The following is an 11,990-nucleotide window of genomic DNA, read 5'->3' as shown; positions in this document are numbered from 1 at the left end:
TGAGGAGTGCCCGGTGAAACCCACAGATCATACCATCATCCTGTACCATGCGGCAGATTATGTGCGGCAACCCTGGAAGAATGGTCAGGGGGAAACGACGGAAATCGCCCGGTCGCCAGGAGCCGCATTTATCTGGCGGCTGAGCATGGCGGATATTACCCGGGACGGGGCCTTTTCGGATTTTACCGGTCTTGACCGGACGTTTCTGCTGCTGGAGGGTGCCGGGGTGCGGCTTTATCTGGGGCGTGCGGAGGTCGCGCACCAGGCGGATCAGACTTCACGCGTCATGGCGTTTGACGGCGGGATGACGGTGCGCAGTGAGTTGCTCTCGGGTCCTGTCAAAGTCTTGAACATCATGACCCGCCAGGGCCGGGTCAGACACCATATGGAACCGGGGACGGCAGCGTCCCGAACTTTTCTGTCAGATAAAAACACCACCCGATTGCTTTTCTCACTGGACGACGGGCTTTCTGTTCTGCTATCGGGGAGGACGTATCGGCTGGGACGGCACGATATGCTGGAACTGACCTGTGACGGCCCGACAGAAATGCGGGTTATGCCAGCCTCGGAAACCGGCCCGCAAATGTCTCCCGGGATACCTTATGTCATGATCACGATTATCGAGAGTTGAAGACCGTATGAAAAATGCCAAAGCGAATTATATCCTGACCATAACCTGCCCGGATGTGGCCGGTCTGGTGGCGGAAGTGTCGAGTCTGCTGGCGAAAAACGGCGCCTTTATTCTGGAAGCCAATCATCATAATGAACTAACCAGTGGCCGGGCCTTTCTGCGGTTTGCCTTTGTTGATCAGACCGAGGGGCATAGCGCCGACGGCTGGCGGGCGCATTATCAGCCGCTGATCGCACGTTATCAGGCCGACCTGAAGATCTATGACATCAGTCAGCCGATGAAGGTGATGATCGCGGTGTCAAAATTCGGCCATTGTTTGCAGGATCTGATCCATCGCTGGAAGGCCGGGATCCTGCCGGTGGAGATTTGCGGCGTGGTCTCAAACCATGAAGACATGCGTTCGTTCGTGGAATGGGCCGGCTTGCCGTTCCATCATCTGCCGATCACCAAAGACACCAAGCCACAACAGGAACAGCAGATCCGCGACCTGTTCAAAAGTTATGATGCAGAATTACTCATTCTGGCGCGTTACATGCAGATTCTGTCGGCGGAGATGTGTCAGGATTTTGACGGCAAGGCGATCAATATTCACCACAGTTTCCTGCCCAGCTTCAAGGGCGCGCGTCCTTACAGTCAGGCCCACGCCAAGGGGGTGAAGATCATTGGCGCCACGGCGCATTATGTCACCACCAATCTCGATGAAGGCCCGATTATCGAGCAGGCGGTGGAGCGGGTCGATCATTCGGTTTCGGTCGAGGAATTCGTCACCATCGGGCGGGAAACGGAAACCGTCGCCCTGACCCGGGCGGTGCGCTGGCACGGGGAACGCCGGGTATTGCTCGACGGCCCCCGCACGGTGATCTTCAAATAAGCCTCAAAAATAACGCAGCAGGCGGAGGGTGAGAAAATCATCCCGGCGGAAGATATGGCTCGGGTCGGCGGCGTCGATATTGACGAAGAAGCGTCCTTCGAGTTCAACCTTCCAGTTCGGGCTGAGCCGTCGCTCGGCCTCAATCGACAGCAAGGTTGAGCCATTGTCATGATCGACGATGCCGCCGAACAGCACCGAGGTGTCCTGAGTATCATTCAGCGCCAGCCGCATGCCGGCAAAAATATCATGGTCGGCGGTGGTCACGGGCGCTTGCAATGGGTCGCGGTCATCATAGAGATATTCCACCAGCAGGCCGAGGTCGGCCCGACCCCCCAACACGCCATAGAGGGTATGTTCTAGTCCCGCGACGAAGGCCCAGAAACGATCGCCCTGACCGCTGCGGCTCATCAGCTCGCCTTTCCACAGGGTCGCGCCGGAGGTATATTGCACATCAAGACTGGTCTGATTGATTTGATCATAATGAGGGGCGAGGATTGTCTCGCCGTCAACCTGTATCGGGATCAGGCGCGCTTCCCGGCTGGTGCCGTAAAAATGGGACAGGCCGACATCCCAGTCGTCGAAGACATGCTTCCAGCGGGCGGCGAAATCCACATGCTCGTTGCCGCTGTCCGCCTCAAAGGTCGCGCGGCTGGCGTCGATCCGCACCGGCCCGCTCAGGCGATGGTTCTGTTCGACAAATTCCCTCTCGCGAAAGCTGGGCAGGACAAAGACGCTAAAGGTGCCGAAGTCTTTTTCCAGATTGAAATTGATCATCGGCTGACCGAGCTTGTCTTCACCGTCAAGATCCTCGATCGCGTCATCCTGATTGATGATATTGACCAGATGGCGGCTTTCGGTGACCCCCCAATAGACCTTATCAAGCCCGACGACAAAATCCCAACCGTCCCCGAGATGCAGCCATTTGGCTTCGCGAATGTCATAATGGCTGCGGTTCTGATCATCGGCGTCGAGGCGGGCGAAGGGGACAAAACTCAGGCGGTCGGCGGCGTCATTCCACTCATAGACCAGCTCCATCTCCAGCGCCACCGACGGCGACAGGGTCATTTTCTCCTGATTCATGTATGCGGGGGCGCTTGGGAAGAGCCTGAGCTCTCCCGCGACAGAGCCCGAGAAGTCCCACTCCCCAGCGAAAGCGAGAGTGGGACTTAACAGGGCCATGACCCCGGCCAAATAGAGGGAGAGCCGGGGGCGGGCAGGGGTAATTGAGGTCATCGCATTTTACTCAGACGGCTTGAGGTGAAGTCCTTGTCGTCAAGACCGGTTTGGAAGACATAATTGCTGTAGCTCAAGGTAGTGGCCTTACCATTCTGATGGTTGTCCATCTGGAAGGTATGGGCCCGCCAGTATTTACCGAGATACTGCTGATAATCGCTATAGGTCAGGGTTTTCAGATGGCTGTCCTTACGGTCATAAAACGCGATTTTCATATAGCGATATTCCGCCTGATCAATCCAGACAATCTGTTTGGTATAGCCGGAGTTTTCATAGAGCGGGGTGCGTTCAATGACATAACAGGTGAGTGTCCCGCAGACCTCATCGCGCAGGTAAACATAGCTGTATTTGGCCACTTCCGGGCTGAGGATATCTTCATAGGCGAATTCACTGCCCATAAAGGGACCGGATTTATTGGCCGAGGAGATGCGTTTCACCCGACCAAGCGCCGGCAGAAGTAACCACTGGTCGTCAGCTTCGAGAACTTTGGTGTGGGACAGAAAGGCGGTGCCCTCCACATCGCGGGGCCGGTCGAAGATGGACAGGCTTTTATCGCCGAGCCCCTCGCCGGTCACTTCCAGGTTTTTCAGGCGCAATTCCCGGGTACTGGTCTGTCCCTGAGCATTCGACATGATCATTTTGAGTTCAGAGGTGCTGTCGCCCCAGCCTTCGTTGGCTTTATCAGTGGCGATGGCAATCTCCAGACCTTTCTCTTGAGCCGTTTGCGCTAGGGCGCTGACGCCCGGTATCACGATCAGGGCCGCGGTGAGAAGAGAGAAGAAAGATTTTGAGATTTTTAACATGAGTTTACTCCGCTGCAATGAGGGCAGGATCTGCGTTTTCGGTTGAAGCTTTGGCTTTTCGTTGTTTGTCGATGGTTAGCAGCAGGGCTGGCAACAACAGGAAGTCAGCGAGCAAAGCTGCCGCTATGGCGAGTGCCGTCAATTGCCCCATACTAGCGTTCAACCGGAAGGTCGACCAGGTGAGCACGGCAAACCCGGCGATCAGAATGAGCGAGGTGGCGAACAGGGCCACCCCGACATTGGCGAAGGCGTAGCGCACGGCATCTTCCGTATTGAGGTCTTTCTCCCGCTGAGCCCGCAGATACTTGCTGAGGAAATGCACAGTAGCGTCGACGACAACCCCGAGGCTGGTGGCGGTGACAATCGTGGCCGCGACATCAACCTGACCGACAAAGATCGCCCAGACCCCGAAGGTCATGATCACCGGTACCAGATTGGGCACCAGACTGATCAATCCGAGCTTGAAACTGCGCAGGGCGACCATCAGGATCAGAGAGATCAGCAGCAGCGCCACGGTGGTGCCGATCAGCATGCTCTGGATGTTGCGTTCGGTGATGAAGGTGAACATCATTACCGGACCGGACGCCTCAAGATGTTGCGTGGAGAAATTTTGTTTCAGCCACAGGCTGGCGCGCTGATCAAGGGCTTTCAGGTCATTGGTGGTGAAATTCTCCGTGGTTGCCACAAGGCGCACAGCGGATTTATCCACATTGATCTGATTGTTGAGATCAAGACCGTAGGGCAGGCTCATTTCATAAAGCAAGAGGAACTGGGCCGAGAGATTGCGGTCTTCCGGCATGCGATACATCGCCGGATCGTCGCCGTGCATATTCTTGTTCAGACGTTTGAAGATGTCCGACACGGTCAGCACATTGTCAACGCCCGGCTGAACGCGCAGCCAGTCAGAGAAGGCGGAAATCTTGCCGAGATAAACCGGATCATTGACACCACCGGCCTCCGTTGCGGGCAGCGACCATTGCAGTTGATACATACCGCTGAGATTATCGGCCGTGAAATCGCTGTCGGCGCGGAAGGGCACGCTCTTGTCGAAATACTGAACGAACTGATCATTGAGCACATTTTGCGGCACCATGACGCCAAGTCCGACCACCAGAGCCACTGTTCCGGCGAGCAGAATTTTACGGCGCAGGATGACAAAATTGGCCAGCTTGTCCATGAAAGTGATTTCCGTGGCGGCGCGGGCTTTGACGCGCACCGGCAGGACCGCCATCAGAGCCGGCAGCAGCAGGATTGAGAAGAACCAGGCGGCGGCGACACCGGCGGCGGTGATATTGCCCAGATCGCCAAAGGGGGGTGAATCACTGAAATTAAGGCTGAGAAAGCCGACGATGGTGGTCAGGCTGGTCAGGAATACCGGACCAAAGTTGACCCGCAGGCTTTCGACGATGGCGTCATATTTGCTTATCCCGGCGCGCATGGCGCTGAACAGGGTGATCAGGATATGGATCGAGTCGGCGATGGCAATGGTCAGGATCACCGTCGGCGCCACGGCGGAGGGCGGGGTGAGTTGAATATTCAGCCAGCCGCCGATTCCCATGGCGGTCACCGCCGACAGGCCGATGACGACCAGAGTGACGGCAGTGCCACTGATGGACCTTAACATAAAGAAAGTGACCAGCAGCAACACGCCATACATCAGCGGGATCAGGGTCGACATATCGGTCATACTGGCTTCGAAGAAGGCGGAATTGAGCGGTACCATACCGGTGAGCGCCACATGAGTGTCGGGATGGGCGATGCGGAACTTTTCCACGAGAGCGCGGGCGTAGGCCATGGCGGAAGGAATCTCTGTCAGTTCCTTCTGCGGCAGATTGAGAGTGATATTGATCGCGGTGGTCGTGCCGTCCGGGGAAATCAGGCGACGCTTGAGCAAGGGCTCCGCCAAAGCAATCTCGCGCACCCGCGCCAAATCGTTTTGGCGCATGGGGTTGGATTTCTGCACCAGATTCTCAACGATCAGGTCATCTTCCTCGGCGCGGCTATGCTGGAAATTGGTCAGGCTGTCGACCCGGGAGCTGAAAGGCGTTTTCCAGGCCTTGGCGGTCAGATCCTGTATACCGCGCAGCAGTTCCGGCGTAAAGACGTCGCCGGATTTGGGCTTGAGCACAATCAATATGCTGTCGTCCTTAGTATAGACCTTTTGTAATTCCTCATAGGCGGCGAGCTGGGGATTGTCATCGCCGAAAAATACCCGGTAATCCGAGGCAAAGCCGAGATTCTTCGCGCCGTAAGCCGCAGCAACCGTAACGACGAGCGCCAGGGTAATCGCCGCCCAGCGCCAGCGCAACAGAAATTTGGCATAGGTAACAACGGCATTTTTTTGAAGATCAGGTGTTGTCTGCATCGGATTATTCTCTTCATTAAGTTTGGTCCACAGTGTGCTGTATATTGCATTGCGATTTCGCAACACAAGGCTTGATTTATGCGTTTTGATGTTGCATAAACGCACCATGTTAAATTGGGACGATATCAGAATATTCCTGGCAGTGGCGCAGGAGGGATCGGTGCGGGCGGCGGCGGCAAAGCTGCATGTCAATCATTCAACCGTCTCGCGGCGCATCACGGCGTTCGAGGAGCAGCTCAATGTTCGTCTGTTTGAGCGGCTGCAGAATGGCTATCTGCTGACCACGGCGGGGGAAGAACTGCTGGAGAGTGCGCACGGCATGGCGGATAAGGCCGACAGCATTGACCGGCATATTCTCGGTCGCGACAACAGCATGACCGGCAGCCTGTGCGTCACCTTGCCCTCTGTGCTCGGCACCGGGCTTTTGATTGGCTCCTTTGCCGAATTTTGTGAACTTTACCCCGGAATTGACCTCAAGATTATTCTTTCCTACGATCTGGCGGATCTGAATAAGCGCGAGGCGGATGTGGCCATTCGGGTGACCAATAATCCACCGGAATCTCTGGTGGGCCGCCGGATATTGACATTGGGTAAAGCCCCCTATGTGTCGAAAGAACTCTGGCGGCGGATTTGCGATGAAGATGATCCGACGGCGCCAAGCTGGCTCGGCTGGAAATTTACCGGGGCGGATGATGACTATATTCAACAGAGCCTGTTCCCGAAAGCCCCCATTCGCCACACCATGGATGATCCGGACGCGATGTTGGCGGCGGTGAAAGCGGGTATGGGGATTGCGGCGCTGGGCTGCATGGCGGGTGACCGGGACCCGGAGCTGATGCGCCTGCCCGAGAGCAAGGTGGTGCCGATCTACGATCTCTGGGTGCTGACCCATCGCGACCTGCGCCAAACCTTGCGGGTTAAAACTTTTATGGATTTCATCGTCAAGGCTCTGCTTAAACATCGCGATTTGCTGGAAGGCCGGAGCCCGCGCGCATCATAGGACGCGCGGGGAGGGGGGGCGGCCTTGGAATAAAAGATACGTTCCAAAGCCCGCTTTCTAGGATGACATCGTCCGGTCTGCGGAGAATTTGAGCCATTGATCAGGCCCCTGTACGTATTTCATCCTTAGCACAAGCGTTAGGTGGCGAGCAGGCGGCGCAGCTGCGCACCGATATAACGCCGGGCCTCGCGGGCGATATCAAGACAGCCGAAAGAAAGGAAAGCGTGGATGGTGCCCTCATAGCGCAGCAATTCTGACGCAACCCCGGCTTTCTGAAGGTCTTCGTGATACTGCACCGTCTCATCGAGAAGCGGGTCATAACCGCCGACGACCATCAGGGTCGGGGGAAGAGGGGTAAGATCCGGCTGGCGCAGGGGCGAGATTTCCGGCGCATTACGATCCTCTGAGGGGGACAGGTACCAGTTTTCCGCCGCATCGATTCCGTCGCGGGACAACAGATATTCACCATTGCCGAACGTCATCCGCGAGGGATAATGATCATGAGGCCGGGACAGATCCATCACCGGATAGATCAGGACCTGCGCTTTCACGCGGCCGGGATCGGCCCGGTTGATTTGATGGGCGACGACGGTGGCGAGCGTACCGCCGGCGCTATCACCCATCACCGCTATTCGATCAGGATCAACGCCTATTTCAGTGCCCTGCGCGAGCGCCCAGTTCGTCACGGCCCGGCAGTCGCGAAGTCCGGCCGGGTATTTATGTTCCGGCCCCAGACGATAATCGACGCTGATAAACAGCGCGTTGCTTTCAACACAAAGCGCCCGCACCAGACTGTCATAGGCGGCGACATTGCCCAGTGACCAGCCACCACCGTGGAAGAATATCACGAGCGGGAGAGGGATGTCCCCTGCTTGAGGCGGTGTATAAATCCGTACGGGCACCGCGCCGTCGGGCGACGGGATCTGGCAGTCCTGTGTTTCGCAGGTGGCAACCTTGTCGCCCGCAAAACCGGTGAACAGCGCGTCGGCGCCGGTCCGGGCCTCGATGATGGTCACCTCTACAGGGGGATCGGCGACGGGTTGGTTGAGGATATCGAGTATCGCCGCCGTCTGAGGGTCAATGGTCATGGTAAAAACTTTCTCAGAAGCTGTAACGCAGGGTGAGGCTATAGGTGCGCGGCGTGCCGTAATAGCCGAGTTGCACCCCTGGCGCGGCGCTCAAGTCAAAACCATGTTCGCGGTATTTTTTATTGGTCAGATTCTGACCCGACAGCAAAACATCCCATTTCTGATCGGCGGAGGTGAACCGGACCCCGGCTTCCAGCAGAGCGAAGGCATCCTGGGCCAGAACTTCACTGCTGGAAACGGTGAGATAGGTCTTGGACCGGGTGCTGACCGCGCCATTAATGGACAGGGTGCCGGCGTCGCCGAGTTCTTGAGTGTAGGTCAGGTTGGCGCGGGAGGTGAATTCCGGGGCATTGACCAGATGACGCGCATCACTGACATCAATGCCGAAATCGCCGAGGAATTCATCATAGCCGCTGTTGAGATACCCGGCGTTGACGTCCAGGGTCAGGGCGTCGCTGAGCAGGGCGGTCATTTCCATTTCCAATCCCCATATTGTCGCCTTGCCGGCATTTTCAAAGACGGATTCAAAGGCGCCGGTGTCCGGGTTGGCGCTGAAACGGCTCAGCTGGAAATTCTTATAGTCGTTGTAGAAACCGGCCATATTGAGCCGTACTCTTTTTTCGGCGAAGGTGGATTTCAGGCCAACTTCGTAGCTCCACAAGGTTTCCGGATCGAAGGACTGGGCCCGGTTGGTCAGGCGGCCGTTAAAGCCGCCGCTTTTGAAACCGCGACTGGCGCTGGCGTAGACCATGACATCATCATTGACGGTATAATCCAGCCCGATCTTGGGCGAGAAACTGTTCCAGTCATTCTCGGCGGTGAAACTGGTGCGGCCATAACCGACGCCGGTGCCGAAGACGGCCTCCATCTCTTCCGCCGTGGTCACGCCGGTGCCGAAGAATTCTTCGCCGGCGCTGGTCACTTCTTTCTTTTCCTTGGTAAAGCGCGCGCCGACGGTCAGGGAGAGCTTGTCGGTCGCGTCATATTTCAGCTGGGCGTAAGCGGCCTGACTGGTGTTGGTCTGGTCGCGGCGTCCGGCATTGATGATGGGATAGGGAAAGACGCCGATCACTGGCAGGGTGACGAAGAAATCCGGCGCGTTGGCACCAGCAAAGGTGATGTCATTTTCCCTGAAATAATACAGGCCGGACACCAGCGACAGGCGGTCACCCTGATAGATCAGTTGTAGTTCCTGACTGAACTGGTCCTGATCCTCGAAATCATAAATGCCAAAGCTCGCATCCTGAATGCCGTCGAGGTCAACCTTGGTGCGGTAATCCATTTCCCGGTAGGAGGTGATGGATTTGAAAGTCAGGTCGTTGATGGTATATTCCGCCGTTAGCGCCGCGCCGAAGGTCTTCAGGCGCTCCAGCGTGTTGTAATTGACATTGACGACGAAGGGATCATCGGTTGGGGCAACAAATCCGCCTGCCGGCACCGAATAGATCGGGGTTTCCGTATGGGGCGTGCGGGAATGATCGGGGCTGTTCTTTGATCCGTCGACGACCAGATAGAAGGACAGATCTTCGGTGGGGGTCAGTAATGTGCTTACCCGCCAGCTGTTGCTTTCCTTGTCAAAGTCATCTTCACCATCAAACAGATTCTGGCTGTAGCCGTCCCGGGAACTATGGGCGACGGCGGCTTTCGCCATCAGTTTGTCGGCAATGATCGGGCCGCTGAGGCTGGCCTTGGCCTTGACCTGGTTATAATTGCCATAGCCGGCTTCGACGTAGCCTTCCACCTCGTTGGTGGGGCGGGCGCTAACGAATTTAATTGCGCCGCCGATGGTGTTGCGGCCATAGAGGGTGCCCTGGGGGCCGCGCAGAACCTCGATCCGGGCCGGGTCCATCACATCCAGGAACGAGCCTTGCGCCCGGCCCATATAGACATCATCGACATAGACCCCGACGCCGGGGTCGTTGAAGGAAATGGAATCGATCTGCCCGACCCCGCGCAGGTAAATCACCGCGTTGGCGGCGTCGCCGACATGCAGGCTCAGATTGGGCACATGGGACTGGAGCTTGCCGAGATCTTCGATCTGGTTGCGGAACAATTCATCGGCAGCGAAGGCGCTGACCGCCAGGGGCGTATTTTGCAGGTTTTCACTCTGGCGCCGGGCGGTGACAATCACTTCGTCGAGCACGGCTCTGTCCTCCACGCGCTCTCCCTCGGTTTGCGCGTGGCCCGTGGTGGCCGTCAAGGCGATGAAGATACTCGTCAGGCAGGATGTTCTGGTCCAGCTGTGGTTTCGGCTATTATGGCGTGTCATTTTGGTAACCTCCCTTGTCCGGAAATGTCTCCGGTACTTTTGCTTTCACACGTGATTTTTCACGCTGACAGAATAGGCGGTTGGGGGAAAGAGAGATATGATCTTTGCGGTCAAAATAAATGTACAATTTCGCTCAAAGGGGTGGTTTGTTTCAAGGGACTCCCTGGCGCAGCTTGCGGGCAAAGGCGGTGGGGGTGATCCCGTTCCAGCCCTTGAAGGCGCGGATAAAACTTCTGAAATCGGAAAAGCCAAGTTCTTCGGCAATATCGGCCATATGGTAGCCCTGGGTGATCATTTGGCGGGATCTTTCATTAAGACACTGCTGGTGCAGCTCGCGAAAGCTGCTGTTTTCCTCTGTTAGGCGGCGGCGCAGGGTGGCGACACTGGCGCCGAGATGACGGGCGACGTCCTGTTGTGACAGAAGGCCATGTGCGAGGGCCTGCGAGACCCGGTCTGTCCAGCTTGTCAGATCATCCTCGGCTGCGCCGCGTTTCCTGATCATGGCAATCACATGATCATAGATTTCCCGTGAGCGGGGCATAGGGGAGGCCGGAATGGTGATCGGCAGGGCGGCGGCGCTCAGGTCATAAGTCAGGACATATTGACCGGACTGATAGCGGATTGGCGCGGACCAGAATTGCATATGGCGGCTTTTGACGGGTCCCCTGTCGCGTTTGGTATGGACCTTGCGTAAAAAATCCCCGAGATCGCGGGAGGTGATGAAGGACAGGATGCCCTGCAGATAGATCAGCACGCATTCCATGGTGAAATGGATATAGTCCTGTTTTTGCGGCACATAGGGAAACTGGCTGTCATCGATGATATAGAGCAGGTCGCCGTCGCGCTGTTCGACCCGGTTATAAGGGCCGCCATGCAGCATATTGTAGGATTTGGCAATCAGCTTCATGGCGTCTTCCAGGTTATCGCACCCGGCGATGTTGGACATGATAAAGCTGGTGGAACCGGGCATCAGATGGCGCGACGACAAATGGATGGTTTCATCCTGCAGCGCCTTGGACAATTCCCACAGGATCAGGAAATAGTCGGTCAGCGGCAGGGACAGGTCGTGTTTTTTCTCCGGATTGTAATCAGCATATTTGTGAAACGTTCTGGCGGTTTCCGCGATATCGGGCATCTGCAGGAGGGGCTCGATTTCCATGAGAGAGACAGGAAATAAAACGGGGTCCGGTCGGGTGGCAGATTTTGTTGGGTCAGTCTTCATGGGCGGCCAGTGGTTAAGGAAAAGGAGTCATGTTCCGTCATCATCTTTGAGAAGAATATCATTATTCGATCTCTAGACCAAAAGGTCAAGGGGACGATTGGCATGGGTAATGAACCTTCGGTGTTGTGCCTTTCAGGAGATGTGCGGGATTCCCGATATCGGGGGAAGCAAAGCAGACAGGTTGTGAGGCGTTTTTCTAATGTACAGGAATTGATTCTATTTTTTCATAAAGAACAATTTCTTTGTGTTGTAATAATTTATCGTACATCGGCTATTTTTCAAAACAATATTTCAAATTATGGCGTGTTTTTGGGTATTTCTCTGTTTTTGGCCCGTCATAAGATTTAAATTGTATATTATATTTAATATATGTTATTCCAAAAATTGTGAAAATAAATTGTATAAAATATACTAAATAACAATTCACATCAAAAGACATGTGGGAGCAAATATCTTGAGGGAGGACGTCCATCATATTTTTCGGGAGTCCGGCCGACGATCTAAAGGC

At 55.8% G+C, this 11,990-nt stretch carries 9 protein-coding genes; 3 read left to right on the top strand and 6 right to left on the bottom strand.

Going from position 1 to position 11,990, the window contains the following annotated elements; translation table 11 throughout:
• Positions 1-13: 13 nt before the first annotated feature.
• Together FIV45_RS16655 and purU are read left to right on the top strand one after the other, a co-directional pair.
• Positions 14-631 carry a HutD/Ves family protein gene (locus FIV45_RS16655; RefSeq protein WP_099473638.1) on the top strand — a complete coding sequence of 206 codons (618 nt, stop codon included), beginning with the start codon at positions 14-16 and terminating at the stop codon, positions 629-631.
• A gap of 7 nt (positions 632-638) precedes the next feature.
• Complete coding sequence (purU, locus tag FIV45_RS16650) at positions 639-1,502, top strand: formyltetrahydrofolate deformylase (protein WP_099473636.1); 864 nt, start codon at positions 639-641, stop codon at positions 1,500-1,502.
• Positions 1,503-1,505: 3 nt separating this feature from the next.
• Here the strand turns inward: purU and FIV45_RS16645 are convergent, their stop codons facing one another.
• The 3 genes from FIV45_RS16645 to FIV45_RS16635 are packed head-to-tail and all read right to left on the bottom strand — an operon-like array spanning position 1,506 to position 5,903.
• Positions 1,506-2,735 carry a hypothetical protein gene (locus tag FIV45_RS16645; RefSeq protein ID WP_099473634.1) on the bottom strand — a complete coding sequence of 410 codons (1,230 nt, stop codon included), beginning with the start codon at positions 2,733-2,735 and terminating at the stop codon, positions 1,506-1,508.
• Positions 2,732-3,538: an outer membrane lipoprotein-sorting protein gene (locus FIV45_RS16640; RefSeq protein WP_099473632.1), complete on the bottom strand. Its 807-nt coding sequence runs from the start codon at positions 3,536-3,538 to the stop codon at positions 2,732-2,734. The genes FIV45_RS16645 and FIV45_RS16640 overlap by 4 nt, the downstream gene beginning before the upstream one ends.
• Positions 3,539-3,542: 4 nt before the next feature.
• On the bottom strand, positions 3,543-5,903 hold the full coding sequence (locus FIV45_RS16635) for an efflux RND transporter permease subunit (RefSeq protein ID WP_099473799.1): 2,361 nt from the start codon (positions 5,901-5,903) through the stop codon (positions 3,543-3,545).
• 88 nt (positions 5,904-5,991) lie between these two features.
• Here FIV45_RS16635 and FIV45_RS16630 point away from each other — a divergent pair, with 88 nt between their 5' ends.
• Positions 5,992-6,903: a LysR family transcriptional regulator gene (locus FIV45_RS16630; RefSeq protein WP_099473631.1), complete on the top strand. Its 912-nt coding sequence runs from the start codon at positions 5,992-5,994 to the stop codon at positions 6,901-6,903.
• Between the two features lie 137 nt (positions 6,904-7,040).
• Here the strand turns inward: FIV45_RS16630 and FIV45_RS16625 are convergent, their stop codons facing one another.
• From FIV45_RS16625 to FIV45_RS16615, 3 genes are all read right to left on the bottom strand, one after another.
• Positions 7,041-7,991 (bottom strand): alpha/beta hydrolase, encoded by a 951-nt coding sequence (locus FIV45_RS16625; RefSeq protein ID WP_099473629.1) that lies wholly within the window; start codon positions 7,989-7,991, stop codon positions 7,041-7,043.
• Between the two features lie 13 nt (positions 7,992-8,004).
• Positions 8,005-10,260 carry a TonB-dependent receptor gene (locus tag FIV45_RS16620; protein ID WP_099473627.1) on the bottom strand — a complete coding sequence of 752 codons (2,256 nt, stop codon included), beginning with the start codon at positions 10,258-10,260 and terminating at the stop codon, positions 8,005-8,007.
• Positions 10,261-10,411: 151 nt separating this feature from the next.
• A complete protein-coding gene (locus FIV45_RS16615) occupies positions 10,412-11,482 on the bottom strand; it encodes a helix-turn-helix domain-containing protein (RefSeq protein ID WP_099473625.1) in 1,071 nt (356 codons plus the stop codon).
• Positions 11,483-11,990: the final 508 nt, after the last annotated feature.

The sequence above is a fragment of the Paremcibacter congregatus genome (genome assembly GCF_006385135.1).
Classification (GTDB): domain Bacteria; phylum Pseudomonadota; class Alphaproteobacteria; order Sphingomonadales; family Emcibacteraceae; genus Paremcibacter; species Paremcibacter congregatus.
This window is presented reverse-complemented; position numbering and strand designations above follow the sequence as displayed.